Raw genomic sequence first — 19,313 nt, 5'->3', positions numbered from 1 at the left:
GTTACTTGACGGCGACGAAGACCTTGTCGGCGATCATGCCGGGCCGGACAGCGAGGACGCCTTGGCCGGCGGTGGCGGTTGGTACCTGAATGGCGATGTTGCCCGTTGCAGTGCCATCTTTGTAAAGGGTGTTGCTATCGATGGCTTCAGGTGCAACGACATGGTGGTCGAACGAATTCACGGTTTTTCCGTCTGCGGTGACATAGTCCACAGAGACGAAAGCTGGTGATTGTCCATTGGCGTCATTGCCGATGTAAGTCGCCGAGTAGTTCACCAGTATGTACTCCGTGCCCGCAGCCGGAGCGTCGTTGAACTGGTTGGCCGCAACAACTGCATCGGTAGCAGCAAGCTTCACTGAGTTGACCACTACCCGCCAGTCCTTTGACTCCACGACCGAACCGATGGCTGAGGGGTTTTCGCGTGTCCCCGCCTTGGCAGCGGGCTTTTCTGCTGCCGGGGCACTACCGCCTGCTTCGGCGGTTGGTGCCGAAACTTTAGTGTCGCCACCGAAAGCGTCCTTGGCCGACGAGGCGACAACGGAAAAGAAGACAGTAAAGCCGACGATGGTTCCCACGATCGACAAGATCAGGGCTGTGATGCCCATTCCCTTGGCCTTGTCTTTCAAAAAGAGGGAAACAATTGCCAGGATGAACGCAATCGGCAGCAAGACCCAGCCGATGATGAGGGCACCTGGAATGCACGCGAAGATGAATCCCACAATTGCGGCAATCAGTGCAACGAGGCCGATAACATTGCGCTGTTTTTTGGCCTTTGCGTGGTCCTGAGGGCCGGAGGCGCCTGGGGGACCATAAGTCGGCGGCATAGGTGGGATTTGCTGGTTCTGGTGGGGCACGGTCTGCTGAGAGCTTGCCCCCGGAAGCTCTGGTGTAGTCATGTCATGATGATGGCAGAATAATTCTCTTTCTGCATTTGTGACCTATATGTCGGAAATTGCTTTCTTCCCCTTTATTCCCGCGGGCTTCGGTCCTCCATTGGAGAATCTTGCCTTAATGCTGTAACGATAACTGGTCTTTAGTGGGGGACTCCTGTGCAAATCTTGATGTAATTTTGATGGATTCGCAGCAACCGGGCCGAAGATAAGTTGATCAAGGAACAGCGGGCTCTTGCCGGAAGCACCCGCCACCGCATCCTTCGCTGCCAGGGTCGCGTTCATCCATTCGCTCGGCCGCGGTACCCGGGCCGGTGCCGCCGTCGAAGGAGGATTCGCAGGGGTCACCGCTCAATGAGGCCGTTCCTTACCGCGAACAATGTGGCACCCACCCGGTTGGTGGCACCGATCTTGGTGTAGATGTGCTCCACGTGGTTGCGAACGGTCTTGCGGGCGAGAAACAGGCTGGCGGCAATCTCGGCCGGAGTCATCCCGCGGCACAGCATGCCGAGGATTTCCACTTCCCTGGGGGTGAGCCCGGCCGGAGGGGCAGGCCGGCGGTGGGGCTGCTGGCCGGCCGCGACGAGTACGGACTCCGCGGCTTCGGTGCCGATCCGGCCGGCTGAAACCTCCTGTCGCAGCCTGGCAGTCGCAGCGGCCGGCGTGAGCGCGTCCCGGTGCGGACGCGGCTCCAGGGACGAATGGTAGGAGTCCGCGGCCGCCAGGATCCGCTGCTTGATCCCCAACTCCGTTCCGCCAAGACCGCGGGGGTAGCCGGAGCCGTCCAGCCGCTCATGGTGCAGGCCGGTCAGGGCCGCCTCGCCCTTCAGTCCGGGTACACGGCTTAGTATCCGTTCTCCGAGGTACGGATGCATGTGGATGCGTTCCAGATCCGCCTGGGAGAGAGGCTCCTTCTTGTCCCACACCTGGTTGGAGACTCCCAGCCGGCCCAGGTCGTGGACCCATCCCGCCCGGCGGAGCTCAGTCACGTCGTCGGCCGGCAGCCCGTGTTCCCCGCCCGCGGCGGCGGCGAGGGCAGCCACGGCGCGGGAGTGTCCGGCGGTGTAAGGAGACTTAAGGTCTGCGAAGTCACCGACTGCCTGGAGCACGGCGTCCAGCTGGGGGCCGGACAGGGGAGCGTCGGTGGGGGCCAGGTCCAGGGCCGCCTGCCAGCAGTCGATGTCGAGGAGTCCTTCGGTGAGCGCCGCGGCCTGGTCGATGAACAGCCCGGCCAGCGCCGGATCGAACTGGCTGCCGCGGCGGGCCCGCACCATCGCCACTGCACCGGCCACGCCCTCCTGCCGCAGGAACACCTCTGCCGTATCCGCGAGATGCATGATCCGCATTTCCAGCGGGATGTCCGGCCCCGCTATGCCCTCCGGCAGGCCCTTGCCGTCCCACCGCTCAAAGGTGTGGGCGAGCAGTCCTGCCACGCCGCCGTCGAGCCCTACACTGTTGGCCAATATTCCCGCGGAGATGCAGTGCGAGGCAATCATGCTCCGGACCGCGCCGCTGCCTGTCGCCGCGAAACGCGTCCAGTGTGCAACGCGGGCGAGTGGCGGGAGGCCTGCGCCGGCACGGCTGAACATGCCGGCGTACATGGGCAGGCCCCGCTGGTCGCGGTTATAGTAATCGGCGCGGAAAGCGATATCGTCCGTGAACAGCGCTGCCAGTTCGAAGGAGTCCGCGTGGCAGCCGATCCAGGCCAGCTGGTTGGCGTAGTAGAGCCGGCTCTGCCCGGCGGCATCAACTCCCGCCGCCTTAGCGATCCGCAGCGCCAGCAGGCAGGACCGCAGCATGTGCTCCATCGGTTGCCCGAGGCCCAGGTCAATGGCGAGTGACAGCGCGGCCAGGACTTCACTGCGGCGGGGTCCAGCAGGCGACTGCTTCACACCTGCCATTCTAGGAAGCCACTACCGCCGGCAGTAGGGATCGCGGTTACGCTGCCTGCTTCTTCCCGCGGCGGACGCCGACAGGTTCGACGCCGGGACGGGCTGTGGACGGGAACCGCACGCCCACCCGGGCCCCGAACAGTCCACGCTGCGGAAGCCAGAAGTCCGCCAGGTGGTCCTGCAGCTCCAGCGGCCCGGGCTGTCCGGCGTCCTCGCCCAGGACGGTGGCCTGGGAATCCATGACGAGCCACAGCTGCCGGGGCTGCGCCTGGAACGTCTGGCCGTTGGGCACCACACCGGAGACCTTCATCCTGCCGGCGTTCAGCAGCGGCCCGGCGAATGCCCCCATGGCGCGGAGCACTAACTCGTTGCGCCACAGCCTTTCGGGCATCCGGACGGCCATGGCGGTCAGCATTGAGGTTGCCGCGGAGGTGCCCAGCTGCAGGCGCCAGTCAACGACGCCCGGGACCGTGATCAGGGCGGTGAAGGGCCCACTCCACTGGATGTCGACGTCGGTCTCCACCGTGTGGTGCACGGCCGCCCCGAAGTAGCGTGCGCAGCTGAACTCCGGTGCGGCGTTGGCGTAAATGGTCCACTCGCCGGCCGGCGTGCGGTGCCAGACCGAGCGGTAGCCGGGGCCAACGGAGCTGACCGGAAAGTCCCGGAAGGCCAGGTAATGGCCGCTGGTGAAAGGCAACCCCAGGACGGCGTACCCGGCGAAATGCTCGGCTGGGTCCTCCGGAAGTTCGGCAAGTTTCGGTGTTGCCTCTGCAGATGACTGCGGCTGGTAGATGGTCATGGCCGCCTCCTTTTCTCTATGTCCCGAGCCTAGGAGCGGGCCGCCGCAAGGGCATGGGGCAACTGCCCCATTTGGCATTGCCTTTTACGCGGCGTCCATGGCTTCGAGCCATTCCGGAAACGTCTGGCGTCCGACGGCAGCACCCGGCGCCGGGATCAGGGAGCCGTTGCGCATTGCCTTGCCCATGGGGCCGGGAACGTGCAGCGAATAATCCGTTTCTTCTGCCGCCTCTTGGCCAGGTAGGCCGCAACCAAGGCTTTCAGCTGTTCGGTCCGGGGGCCACCGAGGTCCGGACGCGTCCCCTCGGCCCGGCCTCGGCCGCGTGGAGAAAATCCTAAGCCGGCCCTACGACACAAAGCCGGGTATGTTTCGCTCAGCCCTGCGCCAGCCCCATGAACATCGTCCGGTGCAGGATGTCCACGTGCTTCCGGGAGACCTCCACTGCTTCCTCGACCTTTCCCGCACGGAGGGCGGCCACCAGTGCGATGTGGTCAAGGTTCGATTTGTGCAGCTTTTCGATGGGGTAGGGGATGAAGTAGTCGTACAGCTCCGCGAGCGTCTCGTGATAAACCTCGACGGCGGTGTCCAAGCAGGATGCCGTGCCCACCAGCTGGTGGAACTGCTCGTCCATCCGGTGGTAGTAGGACCAGTCGCCGGCCTCGGCCATTTCGCGGGTCAGCCGCTCCAGCTCGTCCAGCTGCTCGGACGTGGCGTTCACCGCCGCATAGTGGGTGACCGCGCATTCGAACAGCAGCCGCCGGTCCACCAGCCGGTTCACGGCTTGGGACTCGGCGGGGGACGCCGAAAGTGACGCGAGCACATCGGCAGGCGGCGCATCCGCCACGAAGGTTCCGCCGGCCCGGCCGCGCCGCCGCACCACCACCCCCTGCTCCGCCAGGCTCGCCAGCGCTCGCCGTGCGGTAATCGGGCTGACCGACAGGCCAAGCGCCACCTCCTCCTGGTCCGGCAGCCGCTCGCCCGGTTTCAAGAGCCCCAGAGAAATGGCCATGCCGATCCGCATCCGGACCGCGTCCATGGCGCTGCGGCGCTCCATGCCCGTGATTCTGCCGGCGCCAAGCCGGGGCTCGGCGGTCCCCTCCAGCTGATCGGTCATAACCGCTACTTTACGGCTCACGCCGGCCCCCTTCCCTTTATTGGATCATTCTGATCTAATATAACCCGGATCACACCCCACAGCGGAGAAAAACCCATGCAACGCATCCTTCCCCTCGTCGCCGCACAAGCAAGGCCTCGGCTCATCGGCGAACCCGTCCCGGCCTTCGCGGACGAGGTCAAAGCAGCCCTCGACGCCCAGCCGCACAGCAAGCTGGTGGTCTTCCCCGAGCTGCACCTTTTCGGCGACCAGGACCCGGACCTGCAGCGCACCGAGATGCTCCAGGCTAGCGCCGAACCGCTGGACGGCCCGCGGGTCACAGAGCTCAAGCAGCTCGCCAAGGACCTCAACATCTGGCTGGTCCCGGGCAGCGTCTGCGAACGCGGCCCCGAAGGCCAGCTGTTCAACGCCCAGTTGGTCCTGTCCCCGGAAGGGGAGCTCGCCGGCTACTACCGGAAGATCTTCCCGTGGCGCCCGTTCGAGCCCTACGATCCCGGCGACCGGTTCACCACCGTGGACCTGCCCGGTATCGGCAGGGTGGGCCTGAACATCTGCTACGACGCCTGGTACCCGGAGGTGTCCCGCCAGCTCGCCTGGATGGGGGCCGACGTCATCCTCAACGTCGTCAAAACCACGACGCCGGACCGCAGGCAGGAGCTCATCCTTGCCAAGGCCAACGCGATCGTCAACCAGGTCTTCATGGTCAGCGTCAACTGCGCTGGCCCCACCGGCAAGGGCCAAAGCATCATCGTGGACCCGGAGGGCAACACCCTCGCCGAGGCCCCGGACGACCAGCCGGTGCTGCTCACCGCGGAACTGGACCTTGCCGCCGTCGAGCACGTCCGCACGCACGGCACGGAGAACCTCAACCGTCCCTGGTCGCAGTTCCGCGAGGGGGAGCCCGCCGTCGAACTTTCCGTCTACCAAGGCCGGATCAATCCGGCCACCTGGACACCGCCGTCCTACAAGCCGTAAGGAACCACCGTGACAACAACCCTCACCCGCACGCTGAAGCTGCCCTCGCTGGTCCTGTTCGGGCTGGCGTACCTGACGCCGATCATCGTCCTGGGGATCTTCGGCATCATTGCCGAAACCACCGGCGGCGCCGCGCCCGCCGCGTACCTCGTGGCGCTGGTGGCCATGCTGTTCACCGCGCACAGCTACGGCCGGATGGCCATCGCCCACCCCGTGGCCGGCTCCGCCTACACGTACGTCCGCCGCTCCATCGATCCTCGCGTGGGCTTCCTGGTGGGCTGGGCCGTGCTGCTGGACTACCTGTTCCTGCCCATGGTCATCTGGCTCATCGGCGGCTCCTACCTGACCGCCCAGTTCCCCGGCATCCCCATCGGCGTCTGGATCGTGGGGTTCATCGTCATCACCACGCTGCTGAACATCCTGGGCATCAAGGTGGCGGACAAGGCCAACTACGTGCTGATGGCGTTCCAGTTGCTGGTCCTGGTGTTCTTTGTGGCGCTGGCCGTCGGCAGTTTGGTGTCCGCCGGCGGCGCCGGGGGACTGGCCAGCGGGCAGCCGTTCTTCAATGACACGTCCAGCTTTGCCACCATCTCCGCAGGCGCCGCGATCGCCGCCTACTCGTTCCTGGGGTTCGACGCCGTCACCACCCTCACCGAGGAGACCATTAACCCGCGCCGCACCGTGCCGCGCGCCATCATGCTCGTGGCCCTGATCGGCGGCGGCATCTTCGTGGCGGTGTCTTACGTGACCCAGCTGGTCCACCCCGGCGGCGTGTTCGAGGACTCGGCGTCCGCGGCCAGCGCCATCGCCCTGCAGATCGGCGGGGAGCTGTTCGGTGCGGTGTTCCTGGCCGGCCTGGTGGTGGCGCAGTTCGCCTCCGGCCTCGCCGCGCAGGCCAGCGCCTCCCGCCTGATGTACGCCATGGGCCGCGACTCGGTCCTGCCCAAGGCCGTCTTCGGCAAGCTTCACGAGAAGTTCCATACTCCCGTGGCCAACCTGGTGATCACCGGCGTCATCGGCCTGATCGCGCTGTTCCTGGACGTGGCCACCTCGACGTCGTTCATCAACTTTGGTGCCTTCACTGCCTTTACGTTGGTTAACGCCTCGGTGGTGTTCCATTACGTGCGTCAGCGCCGGGGCGGGCAGCAGCTGAACACAGTGTCCTACGTGGTGGTCCCGGTGATCGGCGCGGTCATCTGCGCGTACCTGCTCTCCCAGCTGGACAGCAACGCCATTACGCTGGGGGTGTCCTGGCTGGCGCTCGGCATCATCGTCTTGGCCCTGATCACCCGGGGCTTCAAGGCGGCGCCGCCTGAAATGACGGCCACCGAGAAGGCGACGGTCGAGGCGGCCGCCTGAGCCAGTTGTGTTTGTAGCGTGGCTCTTGGGCCAAGGGAAGGAACATTCGTGAAGATAGCGCTGGGGCAGCTGGAGTCGGGCGCCGACGTCCGGGCCAACCTCGCCGCGATCGACCGTTTCGCCAACCAAGCAGCGCGCGACGGCGCCGCGCTGGTCGCCTTCCCGGAGTACGCCACTTACGAGAAGAAGAAGGTGGACGCCACGTTCCCGGCGGTGGCTGAGTCGCTGGACGGCCCGGTCTGCCGGGAGCTTGCCGCCATCGCCGCCCGCCACCGCATCGCGCTGCTGGCGGGCGTGGTGGAAGCCTCGGACGAACCGGGCAGGGCGTACAACACACTGGTGGCTTTCGGGCCCGACGGCGGCCGGCTGGCTTCCTACCGGAAGATCCACCTTTTCGATGCGCAGGGTTTTGGGGAGTCCGAGTTCATCAAGCCGGGCCCGTCTACGGATCCCGTGGTGTTCGAGCACGGGGGAGTGCGGTTCGGGCTGATGACCTGCTACGACCTGAGGTTCCCGGAGCTGGCCAGGTCATTGGCCGACGCCGGCGCGCAGGTCCTGCTGGTCTGCTCGTCCTGGGTGCCGGGCGAGCGCAAGACGGAGCAGTGGCTGGCGCTGAACGTGGCGCGGGCGATCGAGAACAGCGTGTACGTGGCGGGCGTGTGCCAGGCACCGCCGGTGTCGGTGGGGCGGAGCGTGCTGGTGGATCCGATGGGGGTTGTTGAGGCTGACCTTGGGTTGGAGTCCGGGGTGCAGGCGGTGGAGGTGTCGCTGGAGACGCTGGAGCGGGTGCGGGAGTCGTTCCCGATGTTCCGGCAGCGGCGGTTGTAGAGGCCGTGCTGAGGCTGGGGCGGCCAGCCGAAGAATTCCGGCCCAAAGCCACCTGAGAAGGCAACAAATTAGCTGCCCGTGCGGCAAGACTGTAAGTCTAGGTTCTGCCATCGCCTGTATCCAATTCCAGGAAGGAAAGCGGACGAACGATCGGTGCGGAACGCCGGCCATAGAACGACGTTTCCGGCAGCGGCTGAATGTTTAGGCCGGATGCGCGGATCAGGGCGTTTGTATAGTCGATATTTCGGACCCACGCGCCACCTGTTCGCCCGGCCCCGGAGCGGTTCTTAAAGACGTTGCTCCCGGGAAAGATCCAATTCCGCTTACCGTCGAGAATTTCGTCCACGACGCGCATGAGTGGCAACTGCGTTCCCCTCAAAGTGCCTGATGAATCATCCAGCCTGGCGATAGTTCCTGCAACTTCCATCACCGGAACACAGCGGGGTGCCCCTTGTTCCCACGGCTTTAGGGCTACATAGGGCTGATCAAAGGTTCTCACCCTAATGAATGCTCCCCGTCCTAAATAGACTTGGTGCCGCATTTCAGGTGACAACTGCGCCGAGTCGGTTATCAACCATAGAACCTCATGGCCTAGAGATAGTCTGTGCTCAGTCCTGTGATGGATGTCTGTGTCCCAGCGCTGCACCTCGATCGCGAGGGACCGGTTGGTGACGTCATTAAGAATAAGAACGTCTGCGTTGGACTCGTAGTCCTCGACAATTGCCCTCATGCGGGACCGTCTTGACACCTGCTTGGCTATCTCATGCTGGTACCACCGATGTTCGTCAGACATTGGTCCGCCGCCCCGAGTCGAGTGATCCGCTGGACGGGCTGTGAAATGACGGCAGTCAATAGAGCCTGCTGCATTCCGGAAGTGGCGAGTGCCTTGTCGATCCACAGCGACGAGCCTCACGTTACAGAGTTTCACCGGGCACTTGAGCACCGGTTTATTGCTCCGGATATACGACCAGTCACTCTCGTTATGAACGTTGTAGATCTTCCCGATTGGTTCTTCCCACAGAACAGCGTCCTGTTTTGAACCTTGAGCGGGAACTTCTATGTGCTTCTCCTTCATGCTTTCCCCCTGAACACGAACGGTAACGAAAATGCGGTGGTTCTCTAAGCGTAGGTATCAGCACTGACAGTTCGCTGCTTAATGTGTTGGTTCCGCCGTAATACCTACTGCGAGCTGAGCGGCGAAGCAGAAGATCGACAAGTTTTTTCTTTGCTACCCTCGGTGCGGAGGGCTACCGTCGCCCGCCGGTTGCCGCACATCAACCGGCTGTGCTGGACGTTAGACGTGGCTGGGCGCGACTTGAAGATCTCCACGGAGTGAAATGCCCAGGCGTCTTTGATCTACTAGCATTCCTTGTTGTGCGGCAAAGCCGCTATAAACTCAAAGCTGGGGACAAAGAACTTTATGCCAAACGAAATCCGGCGGGCCGAGATCGCGGAGTCCCTTGCCGTTATCACCGAAGATACCGCCCTCGCATATCTCCATAGGTATTACGGGCTCGGTCCATGGGATGGGCTCGCCTTCACGGGGTCCCACTTTGATGGTCGTTCAAAAGTGTCCACTAACAGAATTGTTGCGGAGGACATCATCGCCGTCGGTTGTTTGTCCATTCACGTCCCGGCGGCGGCGTCAGTTGAGATCCTGGGTAAACAGGCGGACGAGATCGCCTCGCTGTTGTCCGACATACCGGACCTGAACCTCGAGGACATTTCACCGGAACAGCACGAAGAATGGCTTGGGGATGAGTCTGCGGCTTTCAGGCTTTGGAGGTTGCTTCGCCAGTTGGATGGGGTGGGCCCAACCACCGCCAGTAAGCTCATGGCACGGAAGCGTCCCGGACTCATCCCAATTTATGACTCCGTGGTCGCTCGCGTAACTGGCTTCCACACTTCTGCGGGGACTTGGCATGCTTGGCACAGCGCCCTTTCCAATGAAGCATTCAAGGAAAGTCTGCAGAAGATTCGCTCGTCCGCTGCACTGGAACACATCTCGTTACTGCGAGTTCTGGACGTGGTTCTTTGGATGGAAGGTAAAGGGTTTCAACAGCCGGAGCGAGTCGATCAGGAAGTAAGTGCCTGAAGAATGCCCGTTGGAGCCTCACAGGCAGATTTCGCTCGAGCGGCGGCGCGGGATGGCATTCAACTCGAGACTGCACGGGTTCCTTGGATCAACCAGCAAGGACATTTTGCCCTTCCACCTCCTGCCGCTGAAGCTGTCAGCACGGCTTTGGACGCCATATTTCGGGCGTTGAATGGAGAGGCTGCAGCGCAGGTGGGCAAACGCCAGACAGCCCTGCCTGGGGATTTTTACCATGCACCCACAGGGACCTTCATCGAAACCGATGAAACCCAGCACTTTACAAGCTTCCGGCTGCTGACGTTTGAGCTGTATCCACACGGTGTGCCATTGGGATTCGATCGCCGGTTCTATATGAATTTATGCCGGCAGTGGGCACCAGTAGCCGACCGCTACCGGGCTGCAAAGGCTGCAACCGGCTTCGGAATCGGCGGAAGGCAAAAGTAGCGCGCATACAATGACGCCCTGCGCGATTTAGCCATTCCGGCTATGGGACATCCACCCGTCATACGGGTACCGATTCTCGACGGTGACGGCAGGGCAGCCTACGTAAGATACCGGGAAGAGCTCCTCCAAGCTTTGTCTGATTAGACCGTTGCTCCTGGCGAAAGTGTGGCAGCCGGTATTGATATAGAGGTGCGGGTTTGGACCCGTGCCGGCACCACTCTAAGCTCAGATCGCCGTCCGGCACCTAGGGGGAACATCATGACAACAGCGACGCGTGTGACTTACGAGACGAGATCTGTGAAGACCGTGCGGGGCCTGGAGGCGAGAACGCGAGCCAAGTTGGAGCAAGAGGGCTGGGAGTTCCTCTCTCAAGAGCAAGGGAAAGTGCGATCTGATCTAACGTTCCGGCGACCGAAACCCCCAACTCCGTGGAAGCTGATTGGAGCCGGAGGGGTACTTTTCGCCTTTGTTATCGTCGCAGTGCTGCTAGGTAACGCTTTTGGGAGTGACAATAACTCGAAGGTTGAAGCGGTCAGTCCCACCTCTCAAACTCCTTCCCAAAGCGCATCGGCTCATTCTGGGATAACTTCAGTCGTCCCTTCGCCAACTTCAGTAACCACGACACCGGCCGCCGCACCGCCTAGCGCTCCTTTGGTCTCGGACACCACAGTCGACGAACTGCTAGACCGGCTAAATTCGGCCCAAATGGGCGGTATCAAGGTTGGAGACCGATTCCAGCTGACAGGGGAGTTGTTCATGTCAGATCTCTGGATGACCGGAGCAGCCGGGGAGTACACCGTCATGCTCAAAGCTCAAGGAGGCGCCCAGGACCTGTCCGTCTTTGTGGACAAGTCAAAAACTGCTGGCTGGCGGGACGGTAGAAAGGTCCAGATGATCGTCGAAATGGGCGAGGCAACCATCAATGGCGAGACTACCGACGGTTGGCTGAGGGCCGTTTCTGCGGAGATCCTTTCTTAGCTGCCTCTCATGCCGGAGTCGTAGGGGTACTTTATCCCGCCACCGCAGCCTTCGCTGCCCGGGTGGCGTTCATCCACTCGGTCAGCCACGGCGCCCGGACAGAGGCCGTGATCCGGCAGTCCGCCACGAAGGTTCCCTTCGCACCGGCGTAGATCCAGTCCTGCAGCGCGGAAAGGTCAGCAAGCGAGCGGATGACGGCGGACTCGGCCCCAAGCGCGCGGGCGACGCCGCTGAAGTCCACCTCGGGGATCAGCATCGGCTTCTCGGTCAGGCCCTGCGAACCGTACTGGTGGATCTCGGCCCCGTACGCGGCGTCGTTGTAAATCACCACGATGGCGCTGCGGGCCGCGCCGATCAGCGATTCGAGGTCGGCCAGGCCCATCAGGAAGCCGCCGTCGCCGGAGGCCAGCACCAGGGTACGGCCGTCCTCAACCGCCCGGGCAGCCCCGACGGCGCTCGCCAGCCCCAGCCCGATCGACTGGAAAGCGGTCCCCACCATCACCAGGTCCTGCGGCCGCGGGATGTTCCAGTACATGGGTGCCCAGCCGATGAAGTGCCCGCCGTCCTGGACCACAGTGCGGCGCGCCGGCAGCACGGCGTCGAGCGCGGAGGCGAGGGTGCGCGGGTCCAGCCGCCCGTCAGGAGTCTCGGTGGTTCCCGACTCATGCCCCGGCCCAGCAACCATGCGCATAGAAGCTTCCTCGCGCCAAGCAACAGCCGCAGCCCCTCCTGCAACCAAAGACAGCAGGCGCGCAGCAGCAACCTTCACATCCGCCTGAACGAACAGGTCCACCCGTGGATTTGTCGGTTCCACCGCGGTGTCGATCTGGATGACCGTGGCGTCCGGGCCGAGCAGGTGCCCGAACCGCATGGTGAACGGGCTTAGGCTGGCCCCGGCCACCAGGACCACGTCGGCCTCGCCCATGAGCCCGGTCGTGGTGTCGGTGCCGAAACCGCCGGCCACGCCCAGGTACCCCTCGCCATTGAGGAGGTTGAGCGCCAGGGCGGTTCCGGCGGTTAGTGCGCCGAGCCGGTCGGCGAGTTCGCGGAGCTCCGGGCCGGCGCCCGCCAGGTGCGCGCCGCGGCCGGCGAGAATCAGCGGGCGCCGTGCCCCGGCGAGCAGGCGGGCCACCCGCGCAAGGTCCGTGCCGCCGTCGTCCGTCACCTCCAACGCCGCCGGCTCCGGAAGGTCCTCGTCCTCAGCCTCGACTGCAGCCAGGTCGTAGGGGATGGCTAGCACGACGGCGGTGCGTCGGGTGAGTGCGTACTCCACCGCCTGCCGGGTCACGGCGCCCGCGGCGTCGCGGGTGACGGTGAAGGTGGCCGCCCCGAGGCCCGCGGCGATGGCGGCCTGGTCAACGTCCCAGGGCCGGGTGCCGCTGGTGGGGGCGTCGCCGGTGACCAGCACCACCGGGATCTGCGCCTGGACGGCCTCGGCCAGGGCGGTGAGCGCGTTGGTGTAGCCGGGGCCGTAGGTGGTGGTGCCCGCGGCGAGCCGTCCCGAGGTGCGGTAGTAGGCGTCGGCCGCGGCGATGGCGGCGCCCTCGTGCCGGACGGGCGTGAAACGCAGGCCCTGCTGCTCGGCGGCGTCCAGAAAGTAGACGTTGCCGTTGCCCATGACGCCGAAGACGTCGCTGACATAGCTGCTGAGAACCTGTGCCACGCGGCCCGAGACGGTAAGTGAAGTCATGCAGGAATCCTGTGACCCGGCATTCGGATCGGCAACACCCGGATATTTGGCTGGGACTTTTGGCAGCAGAAGCAGCAGAAACTGAGAATGTGCGCAGTTGTGGCGTGGATCACCCGGGTTTAGTCGCCGGGGCGGGATTCCTGCTCGGAGAGCCGGGCCAGGAGGCCGTCGTACCGGGGCGGCATGAGTTGGAGCACTGAAATGGCCGTGCTGGTGCGCTGGATGCCGTCGATCTCCAGAATCTGGTTGGTCCTGCGGTAGAGGTCGCTGGTGCCCCGGGCCACCACCTTGGCCATGAGGTCCGCGTCGCCGGTGGTGGCATGCACCTCGATGACCTCCGGGATCGCGGCGAGCCCGTTCTCCACGGGGCCGCCGAATCACGTTGACTTATCTCGCTCGCCTTGCGTATTTCCATTAACGGGGTGCACTGCAAGGCGTGCGTTACAGATCAATCAAGATTGGCTCAAGATTTGCCACTTTTATGTGAAAGAAAGCGGAGTCGTGCTCTCGAATCTGTCTAGGGGAATTAGGCTCGATGGCAACCACGCAGCATGCATTTCTCATGACATACAATCACTGCACATCAACGCGCTATAAGCCATAGAGTTCCACGGAGCGTATGGACTGTTTGAACTGGGGGAGCATGCGCTTTATCGACAAGTTAGCCGTTCTCGGTGGTGCGGAGCCGGCTCTCCTGAAATTAGTACCAACTGCACTTGGCCAGTTCGTCCAGTTTGCCTTCGTGCTTTTAGGCACGGCCCTTCTGGCGGTAGTTTCGATGTGGTTCGCCCTGGTCCAGGGCTTGAAAATCAATTCAATCTTAGCCCTCCCGTTCGCGGCCCTCTGGGGCCTCCTCATCCTGAATATAGACCGCTTCCTCACCACGAGCATGCTGTCGTCATCATCCTTCAGACGAAATCTACAGATGGCTGTTCCTCGGTTCATCATGGCTGCCTTGATCAGCACGGTCGTTTCGACACCGCTGGTACTGAAGGTGTTCGAATCGGACGTCAACGCGCAAATGGCTTATTACAATTTGCAGCAATCGCAAAATAACAAATCGCCTCTGGAGGCCTCTGCATTCCAGAAGAACGTGGATAGCTTACAAGCCGAAGTAACACGTCTTCAGCAGGTGCAGGCAGGTAATAACGGTGCGGTAGTAAATCCAATCGTGGAGGAGGATAAGAAACGAATTACAGAGCTCACGGACTTGGTGAACCAGCAGCGCCCTATTACAGATGAAGCTTATAGATTATATCAGTGCGAGCTTAACGGAAAGGGTCGGGAGACCCTCAAAGACCCGAGCAAGTGTAGCCCTACGGCTGGCCCATTCGGCCCCTTTCCCCAAATCGATGCTGACTTCAAAAAACAGACACAAGTTTTGAGCGACCTTGAAAGTCAGCTCCAGGCAGCAAGGGAAAAATTACAACAAGATTCCAGCACTGCAACCGCCCAGCAGGCCGAGGCTCTCAAGTCTGCTCAAGCAGCTGCATCGCAGCAACTGCCGGTTGCGGAGGCTCAGCTGGCCTCTGCAAGAGACCAGCTAGCTCAAATCCAAAACCAGGTGAACTCCGGAACACTTAATGATCAAGGCATTTTGGCTCAGTTGCGCGCTTTATTTACGCTCGGGGAGTCTAACCCTCTTATGGGTGCGGCGCACTGGGCTGTTGCCGGACTCTTCTTCATGATCGAGCTCCTTCCCGTCCTCGTTAAGTTATTGCTCAATTCCGGACCGCCTTCACTCTACGAACAAGTTAAGAAATTGGACGGAGACTCACTAGTAGACGAGGCAAAGGTTCGTCGCAACGCAGATCGCCGACGGATTGAGGAAGAATCGAAGAAGCGCCGCGACATCGAAGACGATATGCGATCGCGAGAGAAACGGTTAGGGATTAAAGCGAACGTGTACGTAGCAGGCCAGATGGAGAAGTACCTAGACGCTGCACTGCAACAATGGAGCAGGCACGTGGCGTCCACCTTGCAACATGCCGCTTCTTCAGCGGCTGCCTCCAACGGTGCCACGACCGTGCCCTACACACCCACCCAAAGGGGTGTGCCGGCCGTTCCGAGTCAGGCGCCGGGTGGGGCTGTGCCGGGTGGTGTGCCGGTCGTTCCGAGTCAGGCGCCGGGTGGGGCTGTGCCGGGTGGTGTGCCGGTCGTTCCGAGTCAGGCGCCGGGTGGGGCTGTGCCGGGTGGTGTGCCGGTCGTTCCGAGTCAGGCGCCGGGTGGGGCTGTGCCGGGTGGTGTGCCGACTGCTTCAAACGGGGCCAATAGAAAGCCGCCCAACGCATTCACGAATTTTGACATCACTTCTGGCAGCAGTAACTAACCGTCCTAATGGACGGGAGATGACCGCTTGGAGACACAGCGTGCCGGTCAGGTACCGCTTGCAATGGGCCACGTACGAGTTGTTCGTGGATAATAATTTCGGCATCCTTAACGGTCGTCTTGCTCCAGCCGGGTCGACATGTTTTAAGGAATAAACGGACTTCGTTGAATTGCGTCCCGAAATCTGATTAGCATGACGCAAAACCGCCTTATGGGATACCGACAGGGAGAAAATATGAGTGATTACACTGAGGCTGAATACAAGTTCGAAGGCGCGGGTGGGATCGATATTGCCGAGGGGCAGGAAGTGATGCCCTTCTATCTGATTCTCGATCAGTCATATTCCATGGAGGGTGACCTCGGTATCTTGCGACAAGCCGTGGAGCAGCTCATTGCGGAGTTGCGCTCGGACCCCGAGACCGACGACAGTGCGATGCTCGGAGTTATTAGCTTTGGCAGCACGGCGCAGGTAACGATTCCTCTGTCGCGCTTGTCAAGCATTGGGATGGTTCCGCAGCTCTCGGCTCTAGGGGGTACGGACTTCAGCGATGCGTGGCGTGCGTATGATTCGGCCGTGAAGGCCGATACGGCGAGAATTCGCGCGAAGAAGGGCCGGATTCATCGTCCGTGCGTATTCTTCCTGACGGACGGTGAACCGGCTGATCGGCGCGCATTCCGAAACGTGTTCCTGACGACCCAGGGCAAGGACGCTACGAAGATGTGGCCTTACGTCGTCGCTTATGGCTTCCGCGAGGCCCCCGCGGAAGTGCTGAAAGACATTGCTTACCCAGATTTCGGCGAGAAACTAGGAAAGTGGTTTCTGCTGAAGGACCGGGACCCGAAGGCTGTAATTGAGCAGGTAAAAAACCTCGTCAACCAAACTATTGTCCAGGCGACCAGTACGAATGCTATGGGACAGCGTGATCTTCAGGCAGTTGCACCGCTTCCTGCCGCGAACGTTGAGTATGGCTCGGTTGATGAAGTGTTCTAGGGCGGTTGATCGAGGGTGAATCGATTGAGGGAGATTCCGTTTGCCATCGGAGATCCTGGGCGCCTGGCTGCTGAGGTTCGGCTGGGGGTACCGCTCGGGCTGTCGGCTGCGCACGAGATCGAGCTTGCCGAGCACGATATCGGTGGAGTGGCGGTCCGTGCCGCTTCCGCGCGTGGGCTCTCGCACAGGCAGAGGGGAACCGAGCGGCAGGACGCGTTCTTGTGTTCTTGGGATGCCGCCAAGGGTGCCCTTTTCGTCGCTGTGGCCGATGGCGCGGGTTCGAAGGCGCGCTCTCGCGATGCTAGTGCCGCAGCGGTAAGGGTCGCGGCTGAAGCGTGGGCTTCGGGGGCGAATAGCCTCTCGGAGATCGTGGACCACGTGAACAACCATCTGTTGGAAGTCATTCCGTGCAACGAGGATGGCTTCCGCGTCGGAGCGACCACCCTCACGCTGGTCGAGATTTCTTTGGAGGGCGGACAACTTGGTACAGCCGACATAGCGTGGGTTGGGGACACTCCCGTGTGGTTGCTTTCGGACGGTGAGTGGTCGGAGGTTACGCCGCAGGAGGACGACGGTGACGGATTCGCGGCGCCGATCCCTGCTCTTCCTTCGAGGGATCTGCGGGTCCAATCCGTTGTCACGCCGCCCGTGGGCGGTGGCTTGTTCGTTATGTCCGATGGTGTGGGCAACTCCATTCGTGATTCGGCTGAGGCCCGTGAGGCGCTGGCAGAGTGGTGGGAGGAGCCTCCTGGCATTTATATGTTCGGGGCCCAGGCCGAGTTCGCGCAGAAGAGCCGCAAGGACGACCGAACGGTCGTGGGTATCTGGCCGGCTCGTAGGGCCCCGGAAGCTGAAGAACCTGCACTTCGTGTTGGGCAGATGAGGAACGCTGCGACTGTGCCTGTCGAAGGGATCGAAGAGGCTGCTGGGAACGATCCCGGATGAGCGTAGAGTTATCCGGACTGACTGTCGACAAGGAGCTCGGGCAGGGCGGATTCGGTGTTGTGCACCGGGTGCTTGGGTCTCCTGTGGCTGGCGATCCGCGCCCGATGGTGATCAAACGCCCGAAGCCGACGCTTGATCCCGCGAATATCCCTACCATGTTGGACGGGATGCGCCAAGCAGTACTGTTTCGTGACGGGCTCGATCCTCGCGACCGACAGGAGATCGACGAGATTGCCTCGTGGCCCGTCGCGATGGTCACCGACCATGGTAAAGAGGTCGGTTGTCTGCTGCCTCTGATTCAGTCTGAGTACTTTATGGATATTCCGGCGAAAGGTGTCTTCCCTGCGAAGCGGGAGCAACGCGTCATCGGGTATCTGGCCGCACCAAAGAAGGCGCGGAACCAGGTGGGTTATGACAATCTCGACTTCCACGATGACGCGCTTAGGCTGCACTTACTCTCCAAGCTCGCCGGCGCGATCGAGCTGCTTCACCGGCATGGCTTGGTGTTTGGAGATCTCAACCCGAACAACGAGGTCTTCTCATTCGCGCCCGCGCACGTGTTGCTCCTTGACTGCGACGCAGTTGCGCACATTTCTGACGGCTCACGCGCGTCACGTCAGGGGCACTTTCCCCGGTGGACGCCGCCTGAGATGAATGGCCAGCCCGCCTCGCCTAAGAGGTTGCAGAACTTCCAATCGGATGTCTACAAGCTTGGGCTCGCGTTCGTGAGGTTCATCAGCGGGGCTACCGGAGCCACTCAGCGTATGGCACTCCCACTGCCGGTGCCGTCCGTCATAACGCCGAAGCTAGCAGACCTCATTGGTCGCGCGCTCGACCCCACTCCCAGCGCAAGACCGACTGCAGGGGAACTACGTCAGGCAGCGGAGGATGCCGTTCGCTCGTTGGTGGCTCCGCCGGTGGTGACACAAGCAAGCCTGAACAAGGTGGTGGCGTTACGCGGACGAGACGTCATCGCCTCGTGGTCCATAAATGCAGGAAGCCCGTACCAGGTAGAGCTAGTGGGTCCCGGGGCACAGCGGATGAAGTGTCCGCCTGGCGTCAATTCGGCAGCCGTCAAGATCACAAGTGCCGGCCCCATAAGCCTCCACATTCAAACGAAGTATGCAAGCGTCACCTACCTTGTCGGCGAAATTGACTGTTACGAGCTGCCCTCTTTCGACGTGCAGGTTGGAATGCTTCCAGTGCCTCACATCCCGAAGCTTCCTGCCTTCATCGTCCCGAGTGTTCTTCGTCGCGACATCGAGGTGCCGCTTCCCCAATGGCCGGTAATGATGCAGCAACTTACCAATGGGTTCCCAACCCTTGAAGCCATATCCCCGTCGCCAGAGGCGATCAGTTCAGCCGTGCTGGACGCGATGCATGATTCTGGCCTGCCGTCGTTTGGGGGCGACCTTGTTGGCTCCCTTTCGATGCCCGAGATGCTCTCGCTCGGTCCTACTTTGATTTCGAGCCTGCAGGAGCAGTTCAGTGACTTCCGTAATGCCAATTCAGTCCCGAACGCCCAAACCCTTGCGTACAGGCAGACCATCTACGAACTCACTAGCCACATAGTCAAGCTTGAGGCTGGGAAGCCGTAATCGATAACTGCCCAGTATCATTACCGGAGAGTTCAATTGGACGGAAGCGAGTGGCGATGGACTTCGATGACGCACGAGAGAAGCTTGCAGAGCAGTCCAAGCGAGTCGGGCGCGCTGTCCACGGCAGCGCCGTCGCTGCTGAACTTGCATGGACAACACTCGGCTCTCCGATGCCCGTTGCACAGCAGCCTAATCTTGATCAAATACGAGATGCTCCAGTCTCATGGCAAATCGATAATCCCTTAGGTATTCAGCAGCAGGCACAGAATTTCGCCGACCATAACGAGCGGGTTCAAGAAGCGCGGCGTCGGCAGGCTTTCGAGGAGTCTTTTTCCCTGCGCGAGCCTGACAAACGTGAGGAACGCCCTCGCGAACGAGGACGTTAGCA

The 19,313-nt window shown here is 62.0% G+C and carries 18 protein-coding genes and 1 pseudogene; 12 read left to right on the top strand and 7 right to left on the bottom strand.

Annotation, left to right across the window (positions count from 1 at the left end; all coding sequences use genetic code 11):
- Position 1 precedes the first annotated feature (1 nt).
- The gene (locus QF031_RS15135; RefSeq protein WP_307429810.1) at positions 2-895 is read right to left on the bottom strand and encodes a DUF308 domain-containing protein; all 894 of its coding nucleotides are present in this window, start codon (positions 893-895) and stop codon (positions 2-4) included.
- 229 nt (positions 896-1,124) lie between these two features.
- On the opposite strand from QF031_RS15135, the gene QF031_RS15130 reads away from it, so the two are divergent.
- Positions 1,125-1,247 carry a hypothetical protein gene (locus QF031_RS15130; protein ID WP_307429807.1) on the top strand — a complete coding sequence of 41 codons (123 nt, stop codon included), beginning with the start codon at positions 1,125-1,127 and terminating at the stop codon, positions 1,245-1,247.
- Here the strand turns inward: QF031_RS15130 and QF031_RS15125 are convergent.
- The 3 genes from QF031_RS15125 to QF031_RS15115 all read right to left on the bottom strand — a co-directional run bounded on the left by QF031_RS15125 (position 1,234) and on the right by QF031_RS15115 (position 4,694).
- A complete protein-coding gene (locus tag QF031_RS15125) occupies positions 1,234-2,781 on the bottom strand; it encodes an HD domain-containing phosphohydrolase (protein WP_307429800.1) in 1,548 nt (515 codons plus the stop codon). The two genes, QF031_RS15130 and QF031_RS15125, sit on opposite strands and share 14 nt — an antisense overlap.
- A 46-nt stretch (positions 2,782-2,827) precedes the next feature.
- A complete protein-coding gene (locus tag QF031_RS15120) occupies positions 2,828-3,580 on the bottom strand; it encodes a hypothetical protein (RefSeq protein WP_307429797.1) in 753 nt (250 codons plus the stop codon).
- 373 nt (positions 3,581-3,953) lie between these two features.
- Positions 3,954-4,694 carry a FadR/GntR family transcriptional regulator gene (locus QF031_RS15115; RefSeq protein ID WP_307429794.1) on the bottom strand — a complete coding sequence of 247 codons (741 nt, stop codon included), beginning with the start codon at positions 4,692-4,694 and terminating at the stop codon, positions 3,954-3,956.
- 96 nt (positions 4,695-4,790) lie between these two features.
- Between QF031_RS15115 and QF031_RS15110 the strand changes: the two genes are divergently transcribed.
- The 3 genes from QF031_RS15110 to QF031_RS15100 are packed head-to-tail and all read left to right on the top strand — an operon-like array spanning position 4,791 to position 7,856.
- Entirely contained in the window at positions 4,791-5,669 is an 879-nt protein-coding gene (locus tag QF031_RS15110; RefSeq protein WP_307429791.1) for a carbon-nitrogen hydrolase family protein, read from the top strand.
- Positions 5,670-5,678: 9 nt separating this feature from the next.
- Positions 5,679-7,028, top strand: a complete 1,350-nt coding sequence (locus tag QF031_RS15105; protein WP_307429788.1) for an APC family permease — start codon at positions 5,679-5,681, stop codon at positions 7,026-7,028.
- Positions 7,029-7,076: 48 nt separating this feature from the next.
- Positions 7,077-7,856, top strand: coding sequence for a carbon-nitrogen hydrolase family protein (locus tag QF031_RS15100; RefSeq protein ID WP_307429785.1), 780 nt, complete (start codon positions 7,077-7,079; stop codon positions 7,854-7,856).
- A 97-nt stretch (positions 7,857-7,953) separates the two neighbouring features.
- Here QF031_RS15100 and QF031_RS15095 read toward each other — a convergent pair whose 3' ends face one another.
- Positions 7,954-8,586, bottom strand: coding sequence for a hypothetical protein (locus QF031_RS15095; RefSeq protein WP_307429783.1), 633 nt, complete (start codon positions 8,584-8,586; stop codon positions 7,954-7,956).
- Positions 8,587-9,276: 690 nt separating this feature from the next.
- On the opposite strand from QF031_RS15095, the gene QF031_RS15090 reads away from it, so the two are divergent.
- The 3 genes from QF031_RS15090 to QF031_RS15080 all read left to right on the top strand — a co-directional run bounded on the left by QF031_RS15090 (position 9,277) and on the right by QF031_RS15080 (position 11,373).
- Positions 9,277-9,951, top strand: a complete 675-nt coding sequence (locus QF031_RS15090; RefSeq protein WP_307429781.1) for a DUF6308 family protein — start codon at positions 9,277-9,279, stop codon at positions 9,949-9,951.
- 3 nt (positions 9,952-9,954) lie between these two features.
- Positions 9,955-10,395 carry a DUF7255 family protein gene (locus QF031_RS15085; RefSeq protein WP_307429778.1) on the top strand — a complete coding sequence of 147 codons (441 nt, stop codon included), beginning with the start codon at positions 9,955-9,957 and terminating at the stop codon, positions 10,393-10,395.
- Between the two features lie 756 nt (positions 10,396-11,151).
- Positions 11,152-11,373 (top strand): hypothetical protein, encoded by a 222-nt coding sequence (locus tag QF031_RS15080; protein WP_307429775.1) that lies wholly within the window; start codon positions 11,152-11,154, stop codon positions 11,371-11,373.
- A gap of 31 nt (positions 11,374-11,404) precedes the next feature.
- Here QF031_RS15080 and QF031_RS15075 read toward each other — a convergent pair whose 3' ends face one another.
- Together QF031_RS15075 and QF031_RS15070 are read right to left on the bottom strand one after the other, a co-directional pair.
- Positions 11,405-13,063, bottom strand: coding sequence for a thiamine pyrophosphate-binding protein (locus QF031_RS15075; RefSeq protein WP_307429773.1), 1,659 nt, complete (start codon positions 13,061-13,063; stop codon positions 11,405-11,407).
- A gap of 119 nt (positions 13,064-13,182) precedes the next feature.
- A pseudogene (locus tag QF031_RS15070) lies at positions 13,183-13,434 on the bottom strand (Lrp/AsnC ligand binding domain-containing protein); the annotation flags it as partial.
- 272 nt (positions 13,435-13,706) lie between these two features.
- Here QF031_RS15070 and QF031_RS15065 point away from each other — a divergent pair.
- The 5 genes from QF031_RS15065 to QF031_RS15045 all read left to right on the top strand — a co-directional run bounded on the left by QF031_RS15065 (position 13,707) and on the right by QF031_RS15045 (position 19,311).
- Positions 13,707-15,392, top strand: coding sequence for a DUF4407 domain-containing protein (locus tag QF031_RS15065; protein ID WP_307429770.1), 1,686 nt, complete (start codon positions 13,707-13,709; stop codon positions 15,390-15,392).
- A gap of 234 nt (positions 15,393-15,626) precedes the next feature.
- Entirely contained in the window at positions 15,627-16,382 is a 756-nt protein-coding gene (locus QF031_RS15060) for a vWA domain-containing protein (protein WP_307429768.1), read from the top strand.
- Between the two features lie 15 nt (positions 16,383-16,397).
- On the top strand, positions 16,398-17,327 hold the full coding sequence (locus tag QF031_RS15055) for a protein phosphatase 2C domain-containing protein (RefSeq protein ID WP_307429765.1): 930 nt from the start codon (positions 16,398-16,400) through the stop codon (positions 17,325-17,327).
- Positions 17,324-18,925, top strand: coding sequence for a hypothetical protein (locus QF031_RS15050; RefSeq protein WP_307429762.1), 1,602 nt, complete (start codon positions 17,324-17,326; stop codon positions 18,923-18,925). The genes QF031_RS15055 and QF031_RS15050 overlap by 4 nt, the downstream gene beginning before the upstream one ends.
- A gap of 56 nt (positions 18,926-18,981) precedes the next feature.
- Entirely contained in the window at positions 18,982-19,311 is a 330-nt protein-coding gene (locus QF031_RS15045) for a hypothetical protein (protein ID WP_307429760.1), read from the top strand.
- Positions 19,312-19,313 lie beyond the last annotated feature (2 nt).

This window comes from Pseudarthrobacter defluvii (assembly GCF_030816725.1).
GTDB classification, from domain to species: Bacteria; Actinomycetota; Actinomycetes; order Actinomycetales; family Micrococcaceae; genus Arthrobacter; species Arthrobacter defluvii_A.
The sequence above is the reverse complement of the archived record's forward strand: the minus strand, read 5'-3'. Positions and strand labels throughout refer to the sequence as shown.